The following is a 26,000-nucleotide window of genomic DNA, read 5'->3' as shown; positions in this document are numbered from 1 at the left end:
CCAGGTTTCATCCAAGGCTATCTATGCGTCACTCATCCGCTCGCCGCCATTGGTTCAGTAACCTACGGTGGTAGCGATTGCTAATATTTAATGATGGTCATCCCCGCGTGGCATAATGGTCGAGGGGGTAAACAGGGATAAGGTAGGAGGGGTTGTGTATTAAATTGCTAGAGAAAGATGTTAACGTAAATATGATACTACTCGTGAGATATAGAGGAATATATTCGACATATCTGCTGTATATGCAGAGAGTAAAGATATAAGAACACTGAAATATCAATGATTTATTGTTGCCTAAATAATTTGACGCTGAGATGAATTTAACTATCAAAATATAGCGCCAGAGCTAAGGAGATCGAAGGATGAAATGGTTTATAGGTGTCAGCTTTGCATTTTCAATTGTTTTCACACATACAAGTCATGCCGAAATATTATGTCCGAGTACAGAATATGACCGTGGTTATAAGAAAAACCTCCCAACTATAGATGAAGAAGAGGCTATCCAAACAAATAGTGCATTGATTAATGGTGGCAATATCACATGCAATGTTTCGTTTGACTATGAAAAACTAAAAAATAACAAGAGGATGAGAATAGAAACTGGGACATACGAAGGAGTTAAATACCGCATATATTTTTCTGATGGAAGTGGGACTATACAAGGATTGCCAACAAATACTCTTGATTATGTTGGTGATAAGTATGGAACCAATTGGTCAACACAGTGCCGATTTGATGAGATGGATGATACACATTGGTGTTCTTTAAATAGAGAAGATTTACAAATAGGAATTTTGAAGGATGGGACACCTTTTGTTAGTGTTGGGGGCAGTCACTACCCTAACTCAAACATTGCTGTCCGAGTGGATAAGAACAAACCAGTTACAGCATCAGAAAAAAATGGGTTTACGAAAGATCAATCTGCAAAGATAATCCAACAAATGAAAGTTGGAAGCACTATAGTGACCAGATACCAAAAATGGCCATATCAAACTAACATTGATACATCTATGCAACTGTTTGGTTTTCAGCAAGCATGGGCAATTTTGCAGAAGATCCATGAATCAGCAAAGGCAGAGAAATAGCATAATAAGGTGTTACAACGAAGATTAGGTTTTGTTGATCAACTCAGAGGCAAGGCGGCCTGCTCCCAAACCGCTTTCCCTCACCTAATTTACTTTCTGCCAATGGGTATACCTAATCGTATCATCCCATAGCGATAAGCCTAGGAATAATCGATGGATGATAATTGAGCCCATTCCTTCAACTTATTTTCGTTCATAATGACTTGATATCATAGTTATTCACACATTCAATAAGAATTTTGAAAACGGTTGGAGTTGGGTCTAAACCATGCTCTTCAACAAAGGCTAAATACTTACCATGTTTATGCAAGGTAGGGATCTCCCCATGTATGAACTTGCTGCGAAGTTCATAGATTATTCTGATTTTTGACTCTATGTTATCTATAGACGAAGCATCTTTGGTCACGCCATTTATTATCGAACTCTTATTATTTGATTCAGTTCCATACAATGCATCTAATGCAATAAAATGATTGATGAATCGCTCTCTCTCGTCATTCGTCCAACCATGTGCAATAAATGACAGTGCTGACATTAGTCGGTTATTTGAATTTGACAATAGATATTGCATTTTCTTAATGGCTAAATCGTGTAGGTTCATTTCATGTACAGATGGGATTTTAATTCTAGCCGTAAAGGTTGTTACGCTATTTTCATTTATATGGCCCATCCTATTATCAATAGGAAGACAATTTATCTGGAATGGTTTATCAATACTTACACATGCAGCCCCAAAAAATTGATTTAATTTCAACATGGCATCTTCATCTGACTTTGCATAGATTAGTACCATGGCTGAGTCATGCAGCATTTTATACATCGAAAGCTGCTCCCTTTTTTTTGAAGGCTGATCTATAAATTTTTCTGGAATTAACACGCCCAAATCATCGTTAATGTCAGACAATAATAGCGCAAGTGATCCAGCTCCATAAATCCGTATATGATTATTAAAATCAATGCGTCCACTACATTTTGTATAACGCAAAAGATAAAAATATGCTGAATCATTCACTAGGTTAGATACGTAATCTTCAAACATGAACTCTAAGTTTAAAAGGTGAATGTCTGACAAGATATTAAATACGCTAACATCCTTCTTTCTGAAAGAAAAGAAATCAGCATCGATAGCATTGAATCCAGCAGCCATAGAGGTTAGCAATATGTCTTTAGCCTTTTTCATATCAGCAATAGCTAGTTCATCACCAAGTTCTTTAATAAGTGATGCAGCACATTGATTTATTTCATAGTCATCGTATTTTAACCAGAATATAAAATCACCGTAACCATCAGCCTTACCTACTTGGATGCTTGGATATCCTCCATTTTCGCAATAAAAGAAACTTTTTGTTAACCTCTTTATTAGACCTTTTTTGAATTTATTTCTCATATATCAGCTCTGTTTATTAAAATCAATGTACGCTATCGGCTCAACTGACTCGATACCAGCAAGCTAGCATCGCTGGGTATTTCAGTAGGTCGCTCAACTACAGGCACATCCGACATTCCGCACCTGATTTAGGAATAAATTTGCCGATAGCGCTCACCCAATACCTCCAAAATGATCTGCTGGTCTCCTGTTAGCTCCGTTACTTGTGGCGGAGCTTCTCCCAGTCGATATTCATGGATGCCACCAAAGCGCAAAAAGATCCAACGGGCCGTCGGCTGCTGGGTCGGTTTCTTTTTCATATCCGCCACACTGCGATTCTGCTCCACTAATCCCTGCCGGATCCGGTGCTCCAACGCTGCGTAAATCATCAGGCTACAGGTCATCACCATGAGCAACGCTTCAATCCGCTCCGGCTTTTTCAGGTACAGTGAGGAGGTTAAAAACTCCGGGCTCTTGAGAAAACGAAAGCCCCGTTCGACATTCTGCTGCGCTTTATAGGTGGCCAAAAGTTCGGCCATGGTCAGCGTATCGCTGTGGTCATTGGTCGCCAGGATGAACACCCCGGTCTGGTTGCGGGCCTCTTCAACGCAAGCCAGGCTAGTTGCCGCCAACCCAGTGATTTGAAACTGATGGCCAATTGGCTCTTCGCCACGCTTGGGTCTGCCACGTCCTGTATAAACGGGTTCACCTACCACTTCGGCATCCAGTTGCAGCAGCATCAAGCTGGCGGTAAAACAGCTCAACTCAGCTTGGGCATCCGCCTCACAAGCAAAGCGTCGGGCACACAATTTGGCGAAGGCTTTGAGCTCGCGGGTACTGTCTTTGAGCAGGTTTTTGGCCAATGTCTGCTGCTCGCGGTGGCTGGCTTGTTCGCTGCGCACCAGCAACCAACGTTGCGCGACCCCGGCATAATTCGCGTGTTGCCAACGGCCATGATAGCCATTGCCCAGAGCGGTCAGCGGTTGTGCACCTATGGTTGCCACGGCCTGCTTTGCCTCATTGAGAGTGACGGGCACCCGGGTCACAAATAGTTGCTGCTGTTGCGCCAGTAATTGCAAGGTATCGGCGCAGTACAGTGCGGCATCGCCGACCAGATAACGGCACTCCTGCGCGGCCTTGAGACTGCTCAAATGGCGACGAACGGTCTGGGCAAAGGCTTTGGTGTCATTACGATTGCCGCTCAGGGCCTGCATATAGACAGGTAGGCCGGCCTGATTTTCACAGATGAGCTCAAGGATCACTTGATTCAGCTCTGGCCGGTGATCACGACTATAACCACGCACCAGTTGCAGCTTACCGACCAGATCCCCATCGGCACAGTCATAGGCGCCATCGACGTGGAAGCTGGTAATATCGAGGTGCACTGCGGTGCTTTTGAGCCCCAGCCGCTCGACAACTTGCGCCGCCATCACCTGATACAAGGCGCTGACATCGGCCTCAAAGAGGGCATCGAGACAGCGACCGAGCACATCATCATTGAGGTCATCAGCACAGATCCCGGGGCCAATCAGGCGCTCAACCGGCTTGTTAGCGAAGAATTGCGGGAACATGTGCAGGGTGCTGCTGTGAAAGCCGAGGCCGTTCACTATCATGGCGACCAAGGCTTCACCATGTGAGACCTTGAAAGGCGGGGTTTTGGGGAGCAAGGCATCGATCATGCGGGCAATGCCCAGTTCCTGGCAGAGTGCGGCGACCAAACCAAGGTGATCGAGGTTACGGATCGAGATAGCGGGTGCGGCCATGATGATCTACCTGCAAAAGAGAGTAATAGATCAGAACGGCCGATCGCCGTCAAGCACTGAAAATAGCAAAATCAGGTGCGGAATGACGGGCACATCTTGCTGCGCAAGAGCACGGAATAAAATGTGGACAACGCTTCGCGTTGACGCACAATTTATTTCCGTTTGTACCAGTAGTCGCTCCCCAAGGTTATAGATCCACTCTTGTTTTTAATAGCTCCAGCAAGTAGCTGTTTCGGTTATGAACATTGCTGGGTGCTCTTGTGATTGCTTCAAACTCAGCAGCGCTGCCTACAATATGCACCTCGTATTCGGCTCTGGTTATCGCTGTATAGAGCCATGCCCTATCTACAATTCTGCCCTTTTGCAGCGCAACGATGATGCGCGGGAACTGCGAGCCCTGCGCCTTATGGAGTGTGATGCAGTACCCCAACCGCATGCAGTCCAGGAGGGATTGGGTAACATACACGCTCTCGCCTGTGTCCAGCTCAACCACCCCGTAGTCATCTCCGGTTCCAACAGCGCTGGCTAGCTTTCCGAGCGAACCATTTTGGATGCCCTTTTCGTAATTATTTTGAGTGAAGAGGATTACATCACCTTGCCGCAAATCGTTGCGGCAGTAGGTTTCGCCATACATCTCAAATGTCATTCGAACGCCATCAGAGTTGACGGCCTCCTGAATAAGATTATTGATGTCAGCCACCATGGCGGTGGTCGCCCCTACCACGCGGCTGTTCTCAGGTGATTGCTGATACAACTCGGCACAGACCTGGGCGATCCTGTCCTTGGAGGTTTCGTGAAAATGGACGTTACCCATATTCAAGTGCTCGGGAACAAGACCCTGATTGATCAGCATCGAGTATTCGGGAATACCTGTGGCTCCCTTCTGGCGTTTAACTATGTCCAGAGTCACGTTTGCAATAGCTTTTGATGCCACTATATCAGCCAGCACCTTGCCACACCCTATAGGAGGCAATTGGTTTGGGTCACCCGTGAATATGATCCGCACGGCGGGGTGCAGATGGTTGACCAGTCGGTACATGGTGGGCAGGTCGATCATCGAGGCTTCATCAATCACCAGCAGATGGCTGGGCTGCTCCCTTGAAGGCTCTATAGGCTCATTTCGTAGTAGTGCTGCAATGGTCAAGGTTCGAAAGCCAATCGACTCATACAGGCGCATTGCAGCGCGTCCTGACAGCGCAACGGCATGCACCTCACTCCCCATTTGGCGATAGGCTCTTAATGCGGTCCTGAGTACCGTGGTTTTTCCTGTTCCTGCACCTCCGGTAATACAACTAACAGCGTTGTCCAACGTAGTCAGAACAGCTTCACTCTGTTTCTGGTTCAACTCATAGGGCAGTTCATTAACAGCAGAAAGAAATGCAGCATTGGTGTGCTCGTCGTACAAATTTTGCTGCTTTGCCAGCGCCAGCAACCGCTTGGCAACAACCGTCTCCATCAGCAATTGCGCAGTTGGATGATAGGTGCCTGTCGCCGGATTTAGGACGTATTGCGCTTGGTTGTAACCCGCTTTAAATGCCTGTGCAGCCAGTTCATTATCGCCAAGTAGCTTGTTCAAGAGTGGGCGAAGCTTGGCGTGAGTCGTGTAGGTATGGCCCTTTGCCACCTCTTGATGAATGGCAGATTCGAGGGCTGCACTCAACCGTCTGGCGTCTTTTCGATCTACCTCAAACTGCGTTTGAGCAAGGATATCCAGTGCTTTAAAATCCATCCCAAAGCCGATCAGCAGGTAGGGGTTAACCCTGATAGCTTCAATCGATTTTTCGTCATGAAATCGCAGCAATCGCTGCTGAATGGACGAGGGTATTCTGTGCTCCGACATCCAGTTGCAATGACTCAAGTTCTTGTATTTGGCGTAACCCTGAAACAGGGCATCAATGGATTCGTCGCTCAGAACCTCCCTGAGGCGTTTTCGTGATGCTTCTGTGTCTGACATCAGGGTTGAGTGAAAGTGCTCGCCCAGCAGTTGCCACAACGCTCGGGCTTTACTCTCACCAATACCTTTGAAGTCTTTTTCTTTCGCAATAAAGGTGATCAGTTGCTCACCCGTTTCAGGCAAGCTGCATGCGATATGGGTTGGCGACTCGTAGGTATGCTGCTGCATAACATGATCACCAACGCACTTAGTCTCGACAAACCTCGCCCCTGTAACAACCCAGTGTTGACCTACCATCGGCTGGACAGGCAGTGCGTCTACGGAGGTCTTGATGGTGACGTAGTATTTGCCGCTATTTCTCTTGTAGGAGTTTGGGTTTAGCGGAATACCCGTGAATATCACCACGCTGGCTGAGTGATAGGGAACACTGGTCACACGGATCTGTTCGGAGAAATCGGTCTGTGTCATCGAGGCATGAACCCCATTTCGGCAAGGGTCTCTGACAACTCGCCATAACGCTCCAACCTTCGCTGGAGTTCGTTCACCTTGGCTTTCAGCTCAATGTTTTCCTGCTCCAATGTCGATACCCGTTTGGAATCTAGTTGGCGTCGATGAGCGGTAGGATCATACACCTTAGGGCTATCGGTACTGGCTTTGGCCTGGGCTGTTAATGGTGGGAGGACTCCTTTTTCCCTCAGACTGTCTTCCAGCGATTTTAGGTGTTTACGCAGCTCAGGATTTTGGCTTAACGCCGACTTGCCACAGCCAACTGCCTTGGCAATTTCGCCTCGATTTAGCTGCCCTTGAAAAATGATTTGCTTGAAATCATCTTCCGATTGGGTGGCCGACCACGCTTGAAATGCCGCCGCATTTTGCTGTGCTTTTTGTTGACCGTTAGCCATTGCTATCAACCTCACCCAGCAACTTACGAATACCAGTCACAAATCCGCGAGGGAAGATTTCAGTGCCGAGTTCTACATCTTTAACTTGGCCCATCTTTGTGTATTGCCAATTGTGCTGGGTCATACATTCATCAGAAATAGCGTAGGCCAGCGCCTTTCTCTCAGACTCGATGAGCAAGCTCGATACCGAGGGAATGAGTACCACCCCAGGCTCAGTGCTGCTGTCAAATTGCCTGACAGGACGCTTATCTATGGTAATATTGGCATGCTGTTTAAGCAGATTGACTTCTTTAAGATAGCGGTTGCGTTCAGCAATAATTTGCCCAAACAAGGCCCGTACCGCCGGATCTGAAATTCGCTCTAGTAATTTCATGTCAGTCGGCACTTCACGGGAACGTGAATAGGGTGCTAACGGCTTTTTCATGCTGGTGTTGCACTTTTGTGCCCACGCATTAATGAGATCACGATAGTGCTGGTTGCGAGTCGCCCGTATTGCCTCATAGCCAGGGCCATCTTTAGCCGCAGAGATACGTCCAATTTGCACGACCGAGAAATCGCGCTGACCGCTCTCTACATAGTGCTGTAAAATACCATTAAGGGTCTCAAGGGATTGCTGGGTTCGAGTCGATTTCCCGTCTTTTAAACCTTGCAGAATACTATCAACGTTGATCTCCATCATCCCTCCAACAATGTAGGTTGCTTGATAGTGATAAATGGAAATACTTTATCGGTAAGTGCAGTGATCCCAGCATCTAATAATTTGTTGTCTTGCAGATATTCAGCCATCTCAAGGTAGTTGGAAACCTTGCGATAACCTTCCATCTTATTGTCAGGGTCAGCGATTTTTGCCATGTGACGTAGCATTGCATTCGCAGCAATGAGTTGCTGCTTTTCGTCCATTTCCATGAAGATGGGATCTAAACCTTTTCTCATCAAGATCCGATTCAACTGGCGTGAGCGTTTTTCAATCGCTGGTGTTTTGCGCAATGTATCCTGTAAATCAGGGTAGAATTCAGCATCATCGCAAAGCAACGACAGGTGCAATAACTCAGAATCTGTTTCGATGAATTTCAGTGCGTAGCTGACATCTTGCTCTGACCCTACAGCGATTATTTTATCATTCTTATCATCACCGCGAGTCTCTTCAATACGGATGATCTTGTGGATCAACTCAAAACAGGCGATCCAGTCTTTAGCGTATTCATCTGCTTCTACCTGCTGTTTTTCGTAACGGCGTTGAAGCACTTGCAATTCATTGTGTTTCGTAAACGGTAGGCCATCCGCTTCGCAGCCAAACTGTTGGTCTTTAAGTGCTTCCAGTTCACCTTCAATTTCAACCGATAGGTTCGCCGCTTGGTGTGCATGGTAGCTTAATTGGTTAAATTGGGCATTGAGTGCAGGCAGGTAACGTGCCTCTGTGATAAACCAGCGACAACGGATGCAATTTTCAGCACCGTGTGGCACAGGGCCGTGAATCCGAAATGATGCATTCGCTGAGTCTCTAATGATATTGCCACCGTTCCAGCAGCCACCTAATGTACCCACATGATCAGCATTAGCCGTGTTGCCACCGACCAGACAAAGCCCTGTTGCCCGATTTTCCCATCCAATGGGCACGCGCTTGTCCAATGCAGCTTCAATACTGGCCGTATCGTTGTACACCATTTTGCACTGGATTTGGCTCATGGAAGCATCTTTGAGAAAGTTGCGCACCGATTGCTCAGAGCTAGAGTCTAGTTGCGCATGAGCCTCATCCATTTTTGTTGCCATCACAGATGGCGTTATTTTGGTGTAGTAGATAGTCATCAACAAACGGGTGTGACCAGCTAACAATTTGGAAATAACAGGTAGAGGTAGATGTGTATCCATTACATAAGAGGTAATGAGCGACACGCGCAAACTGTGCAGAGAAAATAAAGTAACGGTCTTACCACTTTTTTGCGTACCCTCTGGATAATCAACAACGAACTTCAATCGCTCACCGTTATCCAGTGTGTTGCTTTGCGCAGCAAGGCTATTTTCAAGTGTGAGTAGAAGCTGATACCAGAAGGGGAATAATGGCGCATCGGATATCGGCTTGACCTTATCCTCATTGTTGCTGGCCGCAGCGTCACGAAATAAAAAACATATATCACCCATTTGTTCTAGTTGAGTGCTAGATTTAAGATCTCTTGTATGTTTAGCCAGCAGTGTGGTACAACTTGTTGGCTTCTCAATTGGATTGTATTTCTCCTGCCAATTGCGCAACTTTTCCAGCCAATATAATACCTCCTCGTGCTGCCAAGGGATGGTATAGCCGCGTTGTATTTCTTCTTTGTTTTGATCAGCGGTTTTATTGGTGTTGATGTACAATCCGGTGGAATATAGACCCGTCATGCTATCGTGAATTCGCTTAAAAACACCTTTTCCAAAAGGGCGGCCATCAGATCCCATTGAAAAGTTGTGTTTATTGTTTTGTTGCCATTGTCCCTGCTGATAGCGCCATGTATCGGCCTCACCGCTATCGATCATCCGCACCTGATAGGTGCGCAGCGGTAGTTGTAACTTTATATATATTGCCATCGCTCTGACGGGCGACCAGAGTTGAAAAATGGTCATTTGTTTGCCATTGCGCGTTATCGTCTTGTGCTTCCACACACAATCAGGGTCATGCCTGTCAATCAAATCCGGCCCGACATCGAACCAATCACCGCTTCCTCCTCGTTCATTCTCTCCTGATTGCTGTTGCGCCCACACCCAGTCTTTAAAATGGCGGTAATGATAGGCAGGTAGCAAGCTATCATCTTCATCAAGCTGTTGCTTGATTGTCGCGAGTTCCATTTTATTGGGGAGTGGACAAAGAATTTGTCGCAGATCCTGAATGTATCGGTACGGTAATGGATTGCGCACGGTTTCCGTTAGGTCAGCGGATTTTTTTATCTTACTTAATGGATTGTTGAACAAAGGTTGCAGAACGCCATTATCATCCAGTTTGGAAAAATGGTGTTCAATGATAAAATCGATAAAATTACATGAATGATTAATCGATCTTGTTAATTCAGAAGTTGATTTAACAGTTTTGCTTACTATTACTTGCAACTCTTCTGTCGAACAATGATGGCCGTTATGTCCCTTGAAAAATAGATTTACATCAATTGCATAAGGCGCACAAATTAATAGGTAGGACTCAAAAAAACGTGTAAGTGATTTCTGTTTATCAGAAATACTTGTGTTTTGTTTACTCATCCATTCTGCTGCGAATGCTTGCCATTGTTGCCACTCAGGGCCAAGCGTGTCGAGCATCCAGCTAAAGGTTAGATTGCTTTTTCGCCCGTCATTTTTTTTTCCTTTCTGTCTCCCCATTATTTCCTCCCGAGCTTTGGATGTTTACCCGTAAAATATTTTTGGGGATCGATATCATTAAATCCGTGCTCAGTCAATGTTTGCCAGTCCAATGCCTTTACTTTGGACTCAGGATTGGCTAATTGAAGCGTGGCTTTATTGAGTTCGTCAGAAATTTCTTGCTGCCCCTCACCTGTATAGACGATTTGAGATTCGAGGGATTGGTGGTGCATACAGCGACGAATAATCATCGGGTTTAAGCCTGAGCGTCTTAATCGCCTGCCGTAGCTGTGCCTGTGACCATGTGGGTCAAGCCCTTCGGCTTTGTTCGGTGCTAATCCAATCCGTTTCAGGGCAGACGCATAGTTTTGGTGAAAAGCATTAATGGTATAGGGATTACCCATTGATTTTGGGTGAAATGAGATAAACGCATAGGGATGGTGGCACTCAATGCTGGCGCGGTAATTCAAGTAAACCTTCCACAGTGTCATAAAAACCTTGCCATAATCAGCAGGAAACCACTGTACTTGAATGTATTTATCTTTATGGTCAATTACTCGACATTTCCAGCCGATGTGAGCCGTGCGGCTCATCTTGATCCGAGGAATACGAGCATACTGTTCTTTTAAATAAGCTTCCCTGGTTTGTGAGCCACTGCGACTTTTCCACTCATAAGGCGCTTTACCTTCAACCTCGTTGTAGATACGAACAGTTGCTGAGTCATGGTTGTAAGTATCTTCGAATACATCTGTTACCCAAAGCGTCAGCGCCTCGCTTTCTCGTAAACCGCCACCGTGCATCAATAGCAGTACAAGCTTATCTCTCAGTGCTACACGAGGATCTTTTGCGCTGCCAACTCCTTCCAAAAAAAACTTTTCCCAATGCATTTCTGGAAAGGAAATTGCGTCATCGTCGGTTTTGGCGAGGGGGGTACGCCCTTTGATAGTGCGGGCCATACGAGCGGTCTTGTTGATACTTTTATCTTCAATATGACCCAGAAAGTCGTTTTGATTTTTTCGAAACCACGCCGCATAGTTCAGGCGCTGTTCGTGCGGGGTTGCCTCTCGCAGCGGATTCATGCTCACCGTGCCTTGCTTGTTTGCGAGCCAGCTAGTGAATGCTGTTAATCTGGAAACATGTTTATTGGCGTTCTCCCTTGTTGTGGGCACCCAGTACAGGCCAGAAGGATCAAGCCCATCTTCACCGATGGTGCCCGTATAAAGGCGCTTGGCGAACGTTTGGAACAGAATTTTAGGATCGTTGAATAGACTGTGATTTGCTTCCATGTAGTTTAAAAGGAGAGTAACCGCCCTAATAAACCCCTTCATCATTGAAATGCTTTTGCCGTCTGCCTCCATCTTTAGCAAGTAGTCAGTAACGGCACCCAACTCACCTTGTTCAGTCAACAGGATAGGCATCTCGCTTTTGATACCAGTGTTGTCTTCGACAACGGTTGCACGAACACTAACGACAGCCATGATTTTGTCTCACATACACAAAGTACATGAAATACACTATAGTAACTGATATGAAAATGCGCAACAAAAAGGCAAATTTCTTTGCCTTAACACACAAAATACATACTTTACTGCACTATAGATAACTGACCGGCGCTTTTTTGTTGGCTGCAATCCGTACCGGCTTGCCAGAAGCTGGCGCGCTCAGTGCGTGGCGTACTGGTAGTGGAAGGTAGGCAGCCCCCACTTGAAGCGCACTGCCAGGAGGCGCAGCACGAAACCGATGCCGATGGCGCCGAAGGCGGCCCAGTCGTTGGGCAGGCCCTGATCGAGCGCCAGGCAGTAGATGGCGGCCGTCACCAGCGAGATGGCGGCATAGAGCTCGCGGCGAAACACCAGCGGAATGCGCTGGCAGAGCAGGTCTCTGAGCACGCCGCCGAAGGCCCCCGTCACCACCGCCATGATGCAGGCGATCCCGGCGCCGTGGCCCATCTCCAGCGCCCTTGCCGCGCCGAAGATGGAAAAGACCACCAGCCCCAGGGCATCGAGCGCCATGAACAGCTTGCCGAGGTAGCGCATCAGCGGCGCCGAGATGACGCCGGCCATGGCCGCGCCGGCGACCAGCAGCACATACTCCGGGTGTTCGACCCAGAGCAGGGGGTAATGGCCCAGCAGCACGTCGCGAATGGTGCCGCCCCCGATGGCGGTCGCCGATGCAATGATCACCACGCCAAACAGATCCATCCGTCGCCGGCCCGCGGCCAGCGCGCCTGTCATCCCTTCGGCCACCAGGCCCAGCAAGAAGAGTGCATGTAACATGAGATATCCCAGGGTGCGAGAAAGCTCCGCATCCTATCAACTCGCGCTATAGGGGACAAGCAATGAAGGCTATGCATTATTTTTTATAATGCAAAAATGAAACGAGGCCCCCAAGGGAGCCCCGTTGTCACCACCAATCGGCTCAGCGTCTGAGCTGTTCGGCGCGGTAGTGATCGACCCACATGGCGGTGGCGCCGCAGATGGCCACCGGCATCACGAACAGGTTCACCACCGGGATGGCGGAGAAGAGGGTGACCAGGGCGCCGAAGCTCAGGCACTTGCCGCGCCGCTGCTTGAGGGCGTCGCGCATGGTAATGAAGTCGATCTTGTGGTTGTCGAACGGATAGTCGACGTACTGGATCGCCATCATCCAGGCGCTGAACAGGAACCAGAGCACCGGCGCCAGGGTCTGGCCCACCACCGGAATGAGGAACAGGATCAGGCAGCCGATGGCCTTGGGCAGGTAGTATTTGAGCTTGGTCCACTCGCGGCCGAAGGTGCGCGGCACGTCCTTGACGATGTCCAGCATGCCGGTATCGCTGACGGTCTCGCCGGTGAGGGCCTGTTCTACCTTCTCCGCCAGCAGGCCGTTGAAGGGCGCTGCTATCCAGTTGGCCACCGAGCTGAACAGGAAGGAGAAGACCACCAGGATGGTGATGAGGGCGATGGGCCAGAGCAGATAGTCCAGCCAGTCGAGCCAGCTCGGGATCTGCTGGTGCAGCCAGCCAAACAGGCCGTCCAGCTGCAGCAGCAGGGCGTAGAAGGCGCCGGCAAACAGCACGAAGTTGACCAGCAGGGGGATCAGCACGAAGGTGCGGATGCCGGGCTGGCGAATGAGCGAGAAGCCGCGCAGGAAGTAGTCTGCGCCGCTGATCGAGTCTTTTACCATACGGGGTGAGTGGCTCATCTGAGCTCCATCTGTTCATGGGAAACTGCCTGCATATTACAAACAAGCTTTTGATTTGGTAAAGTCGCCTGCCCGCCTCCTCTTTATTTCGTTACCCACATAGGCCGCCATGCGTCTGAAATTGATCAAACTCGCCGGTTTCAAGTCGTTTGTCGAGCCGACCCGCATCGAGCTCAACGCCGACATGACCGCCGTGGTGGGCCCCAACGGCTGCGGCAAATCCAACGTCATCGACGCCGTGCGCTGGGTGCTGGGGGAGAGCTCCGCCCGCCATCTGCGCGGCGAAAACATGACCGACGTCATCTTCAACGGCTCCGTCAACCGCAGCGCCCACGGCCGTGCCTCGGTGGAGCTGGTGTTCGACAACCCCCACAACCGGGTGCCCGGCGAGTTCGGCCGCTTTACCGAGATCTCGGTGCGCCGCGAAGTGCTGCGCGACGGCTCCAACCACTACCAGATCAATGGCCAGAAGTGCCGCCGCAAGGACGTGACCGACCTCTTTCTCGGCACCGGCCTTGGGCCCCGCAGCTACGCCATCATCGAACAGGGCACCGTCAGCCGGCTGGTGGAGTCCCGCCCGGCCGATCTCAAGCTGTTCATGGAAGAGGCCGCCGGGGTTTCCCGCTACAAGGAGCGGCGCCGCGAGACCGAGCAGCGCATCCGCCATACCCAGGAGAACCTGGAGCGCCTCGGCGACATCCGCGGCGAACTGGGCTCGCGCCTCGAGCATCTCAAGGCCCAGGCCGAGACCGCCGAGCGCTATAAGCAGCTCAAGAGCCGTTCGCGCGCCGCCCGCGCCGAGCTGATCGGCTCGGAACTGTGGGCGCTGGAGACGCGCCTCGGCGAGGCCAAGACCGAACTGGCCCAGACCGAGCAGGCGCTGGCGGCGCTCGATGCCAAGCGCACCGCCGACGAGGGGCGTCACGTCACCCTGTCGGTGGCCCGCCAGGAGGCGCAGGCCGAGCAGGCCAGCCGCCAGCAACAGATTTTTCTCGGCGGGCAGGCCATCGCCCGCCTCGAGCAGCAACAACTGCACCAGAGCGAGCTGGGCCGCGACTGGCAGGCGAGGCGGCAAGCCCTCGGCGAGCGTATCGAGGGGCTCAAGGCCCAGTTGGCCGGCCAGCTGGAACAGCTGAGCGAAAGCACGTTGCAGGGCGAGGTGGCGTCGGCGCGCCTCGAGCAGTGTGAGCAGTTGCTTACCGACCAGCAGAGCGTGCGGGCGGCGGCGACCGAGCGGCTCGAGCAGGCGCGCCAGCGTCAGCAGCAGTGGCAGCAGCAGCTGGGCCAGTTACAGGGACGGCTAAACCAGACCCGCGCCGAGGTGAACGGTCTGCAGGAGCTGCAGGCCAAGACCCGGCTGGCCCGTCTCAAGCTGGAAGATGAACAGGCCGGGCCCCTTGGCGGGGAAGGGGAGAACCTGCAACCGGCGCTTGATGCGCTGGCGGCGGAGCTCGCGCTCTCCCGCGCCCGCCATGAGCAGTCCGAAGCGGCGTGGCAGGCCGCCGTGGCCCGCCACGAAGCCCTCAAGACAGAGCAGGGTCACCAGCAGGGCTTGCTGCGCGAGCTGGAGGCTCGCCTCGCCACCCTGGATCAGATCCTGGGGGAGCAGATGGCGGGCGCCACCCTGGCGGATCGGCTGCAGGTACCCCCCGAGTGGGCCCGAGGGCTGGACAAGGTGCTCGGCCGCTGGCTCACCGCCACCCCGGCGGATGAGTGCAATCTGACGCAATCCGGCCTCTGGATCGGCCCGGCCCAGCCGGCGGTTGCCGGTACCCTGGCGGCGCAGCTGGGCGGCGAGCACATTCCTTCCTTCCTCAATGCCATCTGGCTGGTGGAGAGCCGGGAAGCGGCATTGGCCCGCCAGCCGAGCCTGGCGGCCGGTGAGTCGCTGCTAACTCCTGCTGGCGACTGGTTTGGTACCAACTGGGCGGATCTGGGGGAGGGCATGGCCCTCGGTACCCTGGCGCTGCTCGGCGAACGTGAGCGGTTGCACACCGAGCAGGTCGCAGGCCGGGAGGCGCTGCGCCGGCGCGATGAGCAGCTTGCCGCCGCCGATGCGACGCGGGCCCAGCTGCACGGCGCCCATGAGCTGGCTCAGCGTACCCTGCGCGAGCAGGAGCAGCAGTGGCAGCAACTGCGCGAAGCCTGGAGCCTGCGCGAGGGGCAGCGGCAGGAGCGGTTGCTGCGCTTCGGCCAGCTGGGGGAAGAGCTGATCAGGCTCGACCAGGAGCAGGCCGAGGAGGCCAAGCGGCTGGCGTCGGCCGGGGAACGGCTTGAGCAGGGCGAGGCGGCCCTTGGCGAGTTGCAGGAGCAGGGCGAGGCGCTCGCCGAGGCGCTGTTGCTCGCCCAGGAGCAGGCAAGCGGGGCGGAGCGGGCGCTGGAGGAGGCGCGCCTGCGCCGGGAGCAGCAGCAGGCCGCCTGCCAGCGGCTGCAACTGGAGCAACAGAACCTGCGCCAGCTCATCGCCCTGCGCGAGCAGGAGCTGGCCCGTCTCGGGTTGGAGCTGGCCGAGCTCAAGGAGCCGGGGGCTGCGCCGGGTCAGGATCTGTCGCCCCTGCTGGCCGAGCAGCGCAATCTTGAGGCGCAGCAGCTTGCCTGTCATCAGCGGCTTGCGGAGCTGGAGCGTCAGCTGACCGAGCTGGAGCAGGCCAGAAGCGTCGATCACAAGCAGCTGGTGCAAATTCAGGAGAAGCTGGCGACCCTGCGCCTTGAGCGTGAACGCAACCTGACGCGCCGGCAGGGGTTGCACGAGCAGTTCGAAGAGCTGGGCGTGCGACTGGTGGATCTCGATCAGGCGGTGCTGATTGCCGCTGATCGCGGCAAGCTGCGCCAGGAGATCCAGACCCTGGAGGCACAGGTGGAGGCACTTGGCGCCATCAACCTGGCGGCCCTCGAGGAGTATGAAGAGGCGAAAACCCGCTCAAGCTACCTGGAAAACCAGTGCCAGGATCTGGAGCAGGCGCTGGAAACCTTGAGCCAAGCCATTAAAAGAATTGATAAAGAGACACAAATACGGTTCCGGGATACTTTCGATAAGGTCAATGAAGATTTAAAATCCCTCTTTCCGAAAGTGTTCGGGGGGGGCAGTGCCTGGCTTGAGCTCACCTCCGATGATCTTTTGGAGGCCGGAGTGAGCATCATGGCGAGACCTCCGGGTAAGAAGAATGCTACCATTGCCCTGCTTTCCGGGGGGGAGAAGGCGTTAACCGCACTTGCGCTGGTTTTTGCCATCTTCAGACTCAACCCAGCACCATTTTGTCTGCTGGATGAGGTGGATGCACCGCTCGATGAAGTGAACGTCGGTCGCTTCTGTTCTCTTGTCAAAGAGATGTCGAGCACAGTACAGTTCGTTTACATCAGTCATAATAAGGTCTCCATGGAGATGGCTGAGCAGCTGGTTGGCGTCACGATGCAAGAGCCCGGGGTTTCGCGCATAGTGTCGGTCGATATCGGTGAAGCCGTCGCTTTGGCTGAGCAAAACTAGAAAGAGAAGCAGCTAATGCAGGAATTGCGTTACATCTTGGTTGCCCTGGGCGGTATTGCCATCGCGGCATTGCTCATTCACGGGTTGTGGAGCAACAGAAAGAATCGTCAGGCACCGATCAAAGAGAAACCTCTGGGCCGGATGGAATCCAAATCACGGGATCGTGACAACGACGCCTTCGACAGCGATGGCATCGGTCAGGTGCGAGTGGTCAGCGGTGGCCGTCGTGCCGAGCCCAAACTCCACCATGATGAGCCCCGCCAGCCGGAAGTCAGCCGTCGTGCGCCCGCGCCCGCCTTCGATGATGAAGATGACGACGCCGATCTGCCGCCGCCCGTGGTACGCAAGCCTGCCGCCCGCCCCGTGCCGCCGCCCCCCGTCTATGAAGAAGACGAGGAGGAGTTCGAGGAGCCGGTTGCCGCAGCCGTCGAGGAAGTGCCTGCCGCGCCGGTGCGCAAGCCCGCCCAGGTCATTCGCCGTACCCCGGTCCACCGTTCCCGTCCCCAGCGCGAGCCGCTGCTGCAACCGCTGGACGAAGAGCCACTGGTCGAGCCCGCCTACGCGACCGCACCCACTTTCGGTGCCCGCGAGCCGGCTCCGGTCGCCGCTCCCGAATACCAGGCACAGCCCCGTCATGCAGCCCCCGAGCCAGCCTACGAGGAGCCCGTCTATGAAGAGCCGGTACGTGCCGCGCTGGTCGAGAAGATCTGGCAGGATGTCTATGTCATCAACCTGATGGGCCGTCCGGGTCATGATCTGCAAGGGGCCACCCTGCTCTCTTCCCTGCTGGCGTTGGGCTTCAAGTTTGGCGAGATGGACATCTTCCACCGTCACGAAGACCCGAACGGCAAGGGAGAAGTGCTCTTCTCCATGATCAACATGGTCAAGCCGGGCACCTTCAACCCGTATCGGATGGAGCAGTTCGCCACCCCGGGCGTGTCGCTCTTCATGCAGCTGCCGCTGCGCAGCAACGCTGCGTTTGCCTTCGAGGACATGCTGCAGGCCGCCGATCAGCTGGCCAGCGATCTCGATGCCATGCTGACGGATATGGATCGCAGCCCGCTGAGTGACGAAACCATCGCCCGTTACCGGCATGAGCTGGCCGCCTACGAGGCCAGTCGCGACTAATACGCCATGCGGGTCGAATGAATGAAAAGTGCGGTACCCAGGTGCCGCATTTTTATTGGTCCGCTGGCCGGTTTTTCCATCACACTTCGAGACTTTTTCATGAGCGACATCCTCTCCCGCCACCGTCAACTGTGTGAGCTGCTGATCGAGTACGGTCATCAGTACTATGTGCTGGACAACCCCACGGTGCCGGACGCCGAATACGATCGGCTGATGCGCGAGCTGATCGCGCTGGAAGCCGAGCATCCCGAGCTGAAGACGCCGGCCTCGCCGAGCGTGCGGGTGGGCGGCCAGCCGCTGACCGCCTTCAAGCAGGTGCGCCACGAGATCCCCATGCTGAGCCTGGACAACGTGTTCAGCGGCGAGGAGCTGCAGGCCTTCGAGCAGCGGATGCGCGATCGCCTCAAACGGGAGGTGAGCTTTACCTTCTGCTGCGAGCCCAAGCTGGACGGCCTGGCGGTGAGCCTGCTCTATGTGGCTGGCCAGCTGGTGCAGGCCGCCACCCGGGGCGATGGCACCACGGGTGAGGAGATCACCGAGAACGTGCGCACCATCAAGGCCATTCCCTTGTCCCTGCGTGGCGAGGGCTGGCCGGCCCGGCTGGAAGTGCGTGGCGAGGTGTTCATGCCCAAGGCGGGGTTCGAGGCGATGAACGCCAAGGCGCTGGCCGCCGGCGAGAAGGTGTTCGTCAACCCGCGCAATGCCGCCGCCGGCAGCCTGCGTCAGCTCGACTCGCGCATCACCGCCAGCCGCCCGCTGGCCTTCTACGCCTATGGCGTGGGGGTGGGTGGTGAGCAGCTCGGTGGCTCTCACTTCGGTCGCCTCAATCAGCTCAAAGAGTGGGGGCTGCCACTTAGTCCCGAGGTGAAGCTCAAAGAGGGGGCCGCCGGTTGCCAGGCGTTCCACGACGATATCCTGGCGCGCCGCGGCGAGCTCCCCTACGAGATCGACGGCGTGGTCTACAAGGTGGATGCGATTCCCCTGCAGGAGGAGCTCGGTTTTGTGGCGCGGGCACCGCGCTGGGCCACCGCCCACAAGTTCCCGGCCCAGGAGGAGATGACGGAGCTTGAGAACGTCGAGTTCCAGGTTGGCCGTACCGGCGCCGTGACCCCGGTGGCCAAGCTCAAACCGGTGTTCGTCGGTGGCGTCACCGTCTCCAACGCCACCCTGCACAATGCCGACGAGATTGAGCGCCTCGGCGTGATGATCGGCGACACCGTGATCGTGCGCCGGGCCGGGGACGTGATCCCGCAGATCGTGGCGGTGGTGGAGGCGCAGCGCCCGGCGGATGCCCGCGCGATCCTGTTCCCGACCGAGTGCCCGGTGTGCGGCTCGGCGGTGGAGCGGCTGGAGGGAGAGGCGGTGACCCGCTGCTCTGGCGGCCTGTTCTGCGAGGCGCAGCGCAAGGAGGCGATCAAGCACTTTGCCGCCCGTCGTGCCATGGACGTGGACGGCCTCGGCGACAAGATAGTGGAGCAGTTGGTGGACAAGGGGCTGGTGAAGACCCCGGCAGACTTGTTCAGCCTCAACGCCATTCAGCTGGCCGGGCTCGAGCGGATGGGGCAAAAGTCGGCCCTCAATCTGGTGGCGGCCATCGATGCGGCCCGCAGCACCACGCTGCCCCGCTTCCTGTTTGCGTTGGGGATCCGCGAAGTGGGGGAGGCGACCGCCTTGAACCTCGCCAACCACTTCCTCACCCTGGACGCCCTGCGCGCCGCCTCGGTGGAGCAGTTGCTGGAAGTGGCCGACGTGGGGGACATAGTGGCCAAGCACGTTTACTACTTCCTGCGCCAGCCTCACAACATCGAGGTGCTGGAGGCCCTGCTGGCGGCCGGCATCCACTGGCCGGCCATCGAGAAGAAAGAGGCCGCGGAGCAACCCTTTGCCGGCAAGACCTTCGTGCTGACCGGCACCCTCACTACCCTGTCGCGCAACGATGCCAAGGCGGCGCTGCAGGCGCTGGGGGCCAAGGTGGCTGGCTCGGTGTCGGCCAAGACCGATGTGCTGGTGGCGGGGGAGGCAGCAGGCTCCAAGCTGGCCAAGGCCCAGGAGCTCGGCATCACCGTCTGGAGTGAAGAAGAGCTGCAACAGGCGTTGCAGGGCTGAGTCGCTCACGCAGAAAGAGAAACAAAGAACCCGGCATGGCCGGGTTCTTTGTTATGGGGACTCTGATCAGCGCTCAATCACGCCAGAGGATCTTGTAGCGCCATTTGTCGGGCAGGGTGAGCTGCCAGCGGGCCAGCTCGCTCTTGCTGAACACATACTCGCCGCGCAGGGCGGCGCGCGGTGCCAGGGTTTTGGGCTGGGCGCCCGCCAGGATGGCGTTGACCAGCTCGGCCGCCTTGGCCCCCTGATCGCGGCCATCCAGCACCAGGCCACCGATGGCCTTGCCCTTGCCCACCGAAAACTCCCAGAAGCAGAACAGCGGCACCGGGCTGTGGGCGCTGGTCCACTCCAGCAACCTGTTCTCATCCACATGGCGGCCCTGCTCGTCGCTGAGGGTGTGGTAGAGGCCGATGAAGATGGCTTCATAACCACTCTGCTTGGCATTGAGCACGGCTTCCTGCCACAGGCTGTAATCGCCGATGAGCTGGCTGTTGACCCGGGTCTGGCCGACCCGCAGCTCGGTCTGGGTCTTGAACTCATCCTCGATGGCGGTGAGCGCCACGTTGCTCGAGTCAAACAGCACCAGTGCCTTCTTGATCCCCCCCATCAGCTGGCTCATCTCGCTGATGTTGCGTTTGAGCAGGGGGCGCTCCAGCACGCCGGTGATCTTGGGGTGGCCGACCAGCCCCTTGTGGCGCGGGTTCTCGTTCATGCCGAGAAACACTACCGGGGTGCCGAGGGAGGCGATGTCGCTGGCCAGGTAGTTGATGGCGTTGTCATCGCCGAGCACCACCAGATCCGGTTTCACCTGGCGATAGTAGGCGAGCGCCTGCTCAGCTATCTGATCAAACTCCTCGGCGGGGCGGCGCTTGGTATCCATGTAGAAGTGGCTGATGTGGTGGTCGCCCTTGAGGTTGGCGGCCAGGCTGGCGTTGTAGCTCTGATCCCACAGGTATTCGGTGGTAGCTGCTGATCACCAGAATTTCGGCCGCCCACAACCGCAACGGGAGGGCACACAGCAGCAGTAGCAGCAATAGCGGGTTGGTCATGTCGCTTCCCATGGAACAAGAGGAGTTGTCCTTCATTATGTCCATCTTGGTGCAAACCTGTCCCGGTCAATTACTGTCGGAAGGGAAATCTTTTTCCCTCTGGCCGGTATCGGGCGCCAGCCCGCATCAGGCTTGAATTGGGTCTTGTATGGGGCCGTTTGTGACTGGTCGGGAACTGCGCCACTCGCCTCAAAACCTGTTCTGGATCAAGAAATACGGTCACGCTTTGGTGCCTAATAGACACCACATATAGGGCTGCATTCGTTTTTAATCCCTATATGTTGTGTTATTAAGCTGTGTACAAGCTGTTCCTTTCTCATCGTCAGCCCTGGCTTGTCAAGCCTCGGCTGAATTTATTTGCGCCGAGGACGAGGCGTGGAGGAGGGGGCCAAACAAGGGTAAGCCGAGGGCGAGAGCCTGGCCTTTTTAACGGGGAAAATCCATGAAACCGGTTGTGATCAAACGTGATGGATGTCGCGCACCATTCAATGCCCAGCTGATTGCCGAGGCGGTGGGCCGAGCGGCAGAAGCGGTCAATCAGGCCAGTCCGGCGCTGGCCGAGCGCATTGCCGCCGCCGTCACCCAGGAGCTGGAAGGACGGGGGGAAGTGGACATCCACGAGATCCAGAACCGGGTCGAGAACCACCTGATGGCCTCCGACGACAAGGCCATCGCCCGTGCCTACATCGAATACCGTCACGACCGGGATCAGGCTCGCGAGGCCCGCGGCCGGCTGGCCCAGGAGATCCGCGGCCTGGTGGAGCAGACCAACGCGGCCCTGCTCAACGAGAACGCCAACAAGGACTCCAAGGTGATCCCGACCCAGCGTGACCTGCTGGCGGGCATCGTCGCCAAGCATTACGCCACCAGTCACATGCTGCCCCGCGATGTGGTGCAGGCCCACGAGAGCGGCGATCTGCACTTCCACGATCTCGACTACTCCCCCTTCTTCCCCATGTTCAACTGCATGTTGATCGATCTGAAGGGGATGCTGACCCACGGCTTCAAGATGGGCAACGCGGAGATCGACACTCCCAAGTCCATCAGCACCGCCACCGCGGTCACGGCCCAGATCATCGCCCAGGTGGCGAGCCACATCTATGGTGGCACCACCATCAACCGCATCGACGAAGTGCTGGCCCCCTATGTGACCATCAGCTGGGAGAAACACCGGGAAGTGGCGCTGGAGTGGGGTATCAGCGATGTGGACGCCTACGCCATGGCCCGTACCGAGAAGGAGTGTTACGACGCCTTCCAGTCGCTGGAGTACGAGGTCAACACCCTGCACACCGCCAACGGTCAGACCCCGTTCGTCACCTTCGGCTTTGGCCTCGGCGACAGCTGGCAGTCACGTCTGATCCAGCGCGCCATCTTGAGCAACCGCATCGCCGGCCTTGGCAAGAACAAGAAGACCGCCGTGTTCCCGAAACTGGTGTTCGCCATCAAGGATGGCCTCAACCACAAGCAGGGCGATCCCAACTACGACATCAAGCAGCTGGCACTGGAGTGCGCCTCCAAGCGGATGTACCCGGACATCCTCAACTACGACCAGGTGGTCAAGGTGACCGGCTCCTTCAAGACCCCTATGGGTTGCCGCTCCTTCCTCGGTGCCTACGAGGAGCACGGCGAGCTGGTCCACGAAGGGCGCAACAACTTAGGCGTGGTAAGCCTCAACCTGCCGCGCATCGCCCTGAAATCCCGCGATGAAGCGGACTTCTGGGACAAGCTGGACGCCGCCCTGCGGGTAGCCAAGACCGCACTGATGTACCGCATCAAGCGCCTCGACGGGGTCAAGGCCCGGGTCGCGCCCATCCTCTACATGGAAGGGGCCTGCGGGGTGCGCCTGAAGGCCGACGACAATGTCAGCGAGATCTTCAAGCACGGTCGCGCCTCCATTTCGCTTGGTTACATCGGGGTACACGAGACCATCAACGCCCTGTTTGGCGATCAGGTGCACCTGTTTGACAGCGCCGAACTGCAGCAGAAGGCCATCGCCATCATTGCGCGGCTCAAGGCGGCCACCGACGAGTGGAAGGAGGAGACCGGCTACGGCTTCAGCCTCTACTCCACCCCGAGCGAGAATCTCTGCTCGCGCTTCTGCCGCATCGATGCCAAGGAGTTTGGCGTGGTGGCGGGGGTGACCGACAAAGGCTACTACACCAACAGCTTCCACCTCGACGTGGAGAAGCAGGTCAATCCGTACGACAAGCTGGACTTCGAGGCGCCCTATCCGCCCATCGCCAGCGGCGGCTTCATCTGCTACGGCGAGTACCCCAACATCCAGCACAACCTGGAAGCGCTCGAAAACGTCTGGGATTACAGCTATGACAAGGTGCCCTACTACGGTACCAACACCCCCATCGACGAGTGCTACGACTGCGGCTTCACCGGCGAGTTTGAGTGCACCTCCAAGGGCTTTACCTGCCCGCGCTGCGGCAACCACGACCCGGCCAAGGTATCGGTGACCCGCCGTGTTTGCGGCTACCTCGGCAGCCCGGATGCGCGCCCCTTCAATGCGGGCAAGCAGGAGGAGGTGAAGCGCCGCGTCAAGCATATGTAAACAGAGCCAACTGAAGTTCTTTCACGTAGCAATTTGTTAGGAGATGCCTGTATGAGTACTTATGAATTAGTCAAATACGCAATTCTGAATAAAAAACAAATTATTGCTGAATACCAAGGGCATTATCGTGAAATGTGCCCTCATGCAATCGGTACCAAGAATGGGTACCAGCAAGCACTTTTCTATCAGTTCGGTGGTTCAAGTAGCAAAGGTATTGTGACTCCAAACTCTATTTACAATTGGCGCTGTTTGCGGTTGAAGGATCTAAATGATGTTCAGGTTCGTGATGGTGAATGGTTTACTGCGGCCAATCACTCTCAGGCTCAGACATGTATTGATGTAGTTGAGTGTGAAGTGACGTTCTAGATGCACTACCACCAATACTACCCGGTCGATGTGATCAACGGCCCCGGCACCCGCGCCACCCTGTTTGTCTCGGGCTGCAAACACCAGTGCCCAGGCTGCTACAACCAGAGCACCTGGCGGCTCGATGGCGGCAAGCCGTTTGACGAGGCGATGAGCGATCGCGTCATCGCGGATCTCAACGACACGCGCATCAAGCGGCGCGGGCTGTCGCTCTCCGGCGGCGATCCGCTCCACCCCGCCAACGTGACCCACGTGCTGGCGTTGGTGCGGCGGGTGCGTGCCGAGTGCCCCGGCAAGGACATCTGGTGCTGGACCGGCTATCTGCTTGGCGAGCTCAGCCCGGCCCAGCGCGAGCTGGTGGCCTTGCTGGACGTGCTGGTGGACGGCAAGTTCGAGAAGGGGCTGGCGGATCCCGGCCTGCTCTGGCGCGGCAGCAGCAATCAGGTCATCCACGACCTCAACGCCTGGCGGGAAGGGGGTGAGCGCATTCCCTGTCTGGTTTGCAGTTGAAGCCAGGGATGTTTATGGTTAGCCCATTGCTATCCCTGTGACATCGTTGACGAGGAAATCCGAGATGAACAATCTGCTCAAGATCCTGCTGGCCATCTTTCTGCCCCCGGTCTGTGCCTTTCTTCAGGTGGGCTTCAGCCTGCATTTTCTGATCAACATAGTGCTGACCCTGCTCGGCGGCCTGCCCGGCATGGTGCATGCGCTCTGGCTGGTGGTCAGCGACAAGCGCGGCTGACGCTGAGCCGCTTTGCTAAAAGCCAACCCGATGGGGTTGGCTTTTTTTATGCTGCTCAAACGGGTTCCGATTGTTACAGTAACGGGCCGGTAACCCTGCCGGGGAGGGGTGACCCCTCTGATCTGACTCAACAAGGAGTGTTGAATGGGTTTGAAGGTCTTGCTGCTGGGCATTGTGCTCGGTCTGCTGGGGGGCTGTGCCAGCCCCAGTCCCACCGTGAAGCTGAACCAGCCGCCGCTGGAGGTGACCATGGCGGAGCTTGGCAAATACTGGGTGCAGGATGGCGAGGTGCCTCCGTTTGAACCGGTGGGCGGTGCGCCAGCCAAGCGGCCCGTCAAGGGCTATGTGGAGATCCGTTATCTCATCGACTCCAACGGCAATCTGTTCAGCCCAGAGATTGTGGCCTCGGAGCCGCCCGGCGTGCTGGACCTGATCGCCCTGTCGGGGCTGGCCAAGACCCGCTATCGCGTGTCGGAGCAGAACCCGCAGGCCATTCCGGTACGAGTGGTGGGTCGCTACGAGATTGAAGTGGAGTAATGAACAACCCCGGCCTGGCCGGGGTTGTTCATTACTGCTGCTTGCAGTCGTTGTAGACGCTCTGCCACTCGCCATCCTTGTCGCGCATCTCGACAAAGCCTTCATCTCCCTTGTTCCACCAGACGGCCTCATGGTCGTCGGTGTAGCGGGCGCCGGAGGCGGAAACGCTCTGCGGCAGGGTGTAATCCTTGCCATCTGGCAGCGCCAGTTTGACGAAGTTGAGGCTCTGATCGGAGAGGGCGAAGTAGCGTACCTGCACCCGTTGGCCCTGTTCACACAGATAGGTGACGGGGTCGCCACCGGTCACGCTCAGGGTGCCGGCACCGCGTTCGCAGCCGCTCAGCAGGGTCAGGCTCGTGATGCCCAGCAGCAGAAGGTTGGCGTGCTTCATGTTGATTCTCCATCGGTGTCATCCGGGCGTGATCCTAACAGCTTGCCAAAGGGGCGCAATGCGCCTCGACCCGGCTTGCGTCGATATGCGTCCATGGGCTTCAAAAGAAGCGCTAATGAG

Annotated in this window: 19 protein-coding genes and 1 pseudogene; 9 read left to right on the top strand and 11 right to left on the bottom strand. The window is 55.2% G+C overall.

The genetic code is table 11. From position 1 onward, the window contains the following. The first annotated feature begins 362 nt into the window (after positions 1 to 362). Entirely contained in the window at positions 363 to 1,085 is a 723-nt protein-coding gene (locus PG900_RS08140) for a hypothetical protein (RefSeq protein WP_270831239.1), read from the top strand. Positions 1,086 to 1,278: 193 nt separating this feature from the next. On the opposite strand, the gene PG900_RS08135 is transcribed toward PG900_RS08140, so the two are convergent. From PG900_RS08135 to cysZ, 9 genes are all read right to left on the bottom strand, one after another. Further along, on the bottom strand, positions 1,279 to 2,472 hold the full coding sequence (locus PG900_RS08135) for a HEPN domain-containing protein (protein WP_270831238.1): 1,194 nt from the start codon (positions 2,470 to 2,472) through the stop codon (positions 1,279 to 1,281). 128 nt (positions 2,473 to 2,600) lie between these two features. Next, positions 2,601 to 4,214 (bottom strand): IS1634-like element ISAs25 family transposase, encoded by a 1,614-nt coding sequence (locus tag PG900_RS08130; RefSeq protein ID WP_270831237.1) that lies wholly within the window; start codon positions 4,212 to 4,214, stop codon positions 2,601 to 2,603. Positions 4,215 to 4,401: 187 nt separating this feature from the next. After that, a complete protein-coding gene (locus tag PG900_RS08125) occupies positions 4,402 to 6,576 on the bottom strand; it encodes an AAA family ATPase (protein ID WP_270831236.1) in 2,175 nt (724 codons plus the stop codon). Further along, the gene (locus PG900_RS08120) at positions 6,573 to 7,010 is read right to left on the bottom strand and encodes a VPA1267 family protein (protein ID WP_052815699.1); all 438 of its coding nucleotides are present in this window, start codon (positions 7,008 to 7,010) and stop codon (positions 6,573 to 6,575) included. Before PG900_RS08120 ends, PG900_RS08125 begins: the two co-directional genes overlap by 4 nt. Then, positions 7,003 to 7,686 carry a gamma-mobile-trio protein GmtX gene (gene gmtX / locus PG900_RS08115; RefSeq protein WP_270697617.1) on the bottom strand — a complete coding sequence of 228 codons (684 nt, stop codon included), beginning with the start codon at positions 7,684 to 7,686 and terminating at the stop codon, positions 7,003 to 7,005. The genes PG900_RS08120 and gmtX overlap by 8 nt, the downstream gene beginning before the upstream one ends. After that, a complete protein-coding gene (gmtZ, locus tag PG900_RS08110; RefSeq protein WP_270831235.1) occupies positions 7,686 to 10,352 on the bottom strand; it encodes a gamma-mobile-trio integrase GmtZ in 2,667 nt (888 codons plus the stop codon). The genes gmtX and gmtZ overlap by 1 nt, the downstream gene beginning before the upstream one ends. After that, positions 10,352 to 11,809 carry a gamma-mobile-trio recombinase GmtY gene (gene gmtY / locus PG900_RS08105; RefSeq protein ID WP_270831234.1) on the bottom strand — a complete coding sequence of 486 codons (1,458 nt, stop codon included), beginning with the start codon at positions 11,807 to 11,809 and terminating at the stop codon, positions 10,352 to 10,354. Before gmtY ends, gmtZ begins: the two co-directional genes overlap by 1 nt. Positions 11,810 to 11,992: 183 nt before the next feature. Further along, the gene (locus tag PG900_RS08100) at positions 11,993 to 12,607 is read right to left on the bottom strand and encodes a trimeric intracellular cation channel family protein (RefSeq protein WP_011705141.1); all 615 of its coding nucleotides are present in this window, start codon (positions 12,605 to 12,607) and stop codon (positions 11,993 to 11,995) included. A 142-nt stretch (positions 12,608 to 12,749) separates the two neighbouring features. Beyond that, entirely contained in the window at positions 12,750 to 13,514 is a 765-nt protein-coding gene (cysZ, locus tag PG900_RS08095) for a sulfate transporter CysZ (RefSeq protein WP_011705142.1), read from the bottom strand. Between the two features lie 109 nt (positions 13,515 to 13,623). Between cysZ and PG900_RS08090 the strand changes: the two genes are divergently transcribed. The 3 genes from PG900_RS08090 to ligA all read left to right on the top strand — a co-directional run bounded on the left by PG900_RS08090 (position 13,624) and on the right by ligA (position 20,232). Then, on the top strand, positions 13,624 to 16,998 hold the full coding sequence (locus PG900_RS08090) for an AAA family ATPase (RefSeq protein ID WP_270799427.1): 3,375 nt from the start codon (positions 13,624 to 13,626) through the stop codon (positions 16,996 to 16,998). A 15-nt stretch (positions 16,999 to 17,013) separates the two neighbouring features. Then, a complete protein-coding gene (gene zipA / locus PG900_RS08085) occupies positions 17,014 to 18,126 on the top strand; it encodes a cell division protein ZipA (RefSeq protein WP_270799425.1) in 1,113 nt (370 codons plus the stop codon). Between the two features lie 99 nt (positions 18,127 to 18,225). Next, a complete protein-coding gene (gene ligA / locus PG900_RS08080) occupies positions 18,226 to 20,232 on the top strand; it encodes an NAD-dependent DNA ligase LigA (protein ID WP_270799423.1) in 2,007 nt (668 codons plus the stop codon). Between the two features lie 73 nt (positions 20,233 to 20,305). Here ligA and PG900_RS08075 read toward each other — a convergent pair. After that, positions 20,306 to 21,281 (bottom strand): annotated as a pseudogene (locus tag PG900_RS08075) (ABC transporter substrate-binding protein). A gap of 442 nt (positions 21,282 to 21,723) precedes the next feature. Between PG900_RS08075 and nrdD the strand changes: the two are divergent. The 5 genes from nrdD (at position 21,724) to PG900_RS08050 (ending at position 25,489) form a co-directional block, all read left to right on the top strand. Next, positions 21,724 to 23,841, top strand: a complete 2,118-nt coding sequence (nrdD, locus tag PG900_RS08070) for an anaerobic ribonucleoside-triphosphate reductase (RefSeq protein WP_016349909.1) — start codon at positions 21,724 to 21,726, stop codon at positions 23,839 to 23,841. A gap of 51 nt (positions 23,842 to 23,892) precedes the next feature. Beyond that, complete coding sequence (locus PG900_RS08065; protein ID WP_270799421.1) at positions 23,893 to 24,207, top strand: hypothetical protein; 315 nt, start codon at positions 23,893 to 23,895, stop codon at positions 24,205 to 24,207. Continuing rightward, complete coding sequence (nrdG, locus tag PG900_RS08060; protein ID WP_270799418.1) at positions 24,208 to 24,717, top strand: anaerobic ribonucleoside-triphosphate reductase-activating protein; 510 nt, start codon at positions 24,208 to 24,210, stop codon at positions 24,715 to 24,717. Between the two features lie 64 nt (positions 24,718 to 24,781). Beyond that, positions 24,782 to 24,952 (top strand): YqaE/Pmp3 family membrane protein, encoded by a 171-nt coding sequence (locus PG900_RS08055; protein ID WP_005303354.1) that lies wholly within the window; start codon positions 24,782 to 24,784, stop codon positions 24,950 to 24,952. Between the two features lie 144 nt (positions 24,953 to 25,096). Further along, positions 25,097 to 25,489 carry an energy transducer TonB gene (locus PG900_RS08050; protein ID WP_043161294.1) on the top strand — a complete coding sequence of 131 codons (393 nt, stop codon included), beginning with the start codon at positions 25,097 to 25,099 and terminating at the stop codon, positions 25,487 to 25,489. A gap of 31 nt (positions 25,490 to 25,520) precedes the next feature. Here the strand turns inward: PG900_RS08050 and PG900_RS08045 are convergent, their stop codons facing one another. Then, a complete protein-coding gene (locus PG900_RS08045) occupies positions 25,521 to 25,880 on the bottom strand; it encodes an MliC family protein (RefSeq protein WP_029303683.1) in 360 nt (119 codons plus the stop codon). Between the last annotated feature and the right edge of the window lie 120 nt (positions 25,881 to 26,000).

The organism is Aeromonas sp. QDB03 (genome assembly GCF_027707985.1).
GTDB classification, from domain to species: Bacteria; Pseudomonadota; Gammaproteobacteria; order Enterobacterales; family Aeromonadaceae; genus Aeromonas; species Aeromonas hydrophila.
The sequence above is the reverse complement of the archived record's forward strand: the minus strand, read 5'-3'. Positions and strand labels throughout refer to the sequence as shown.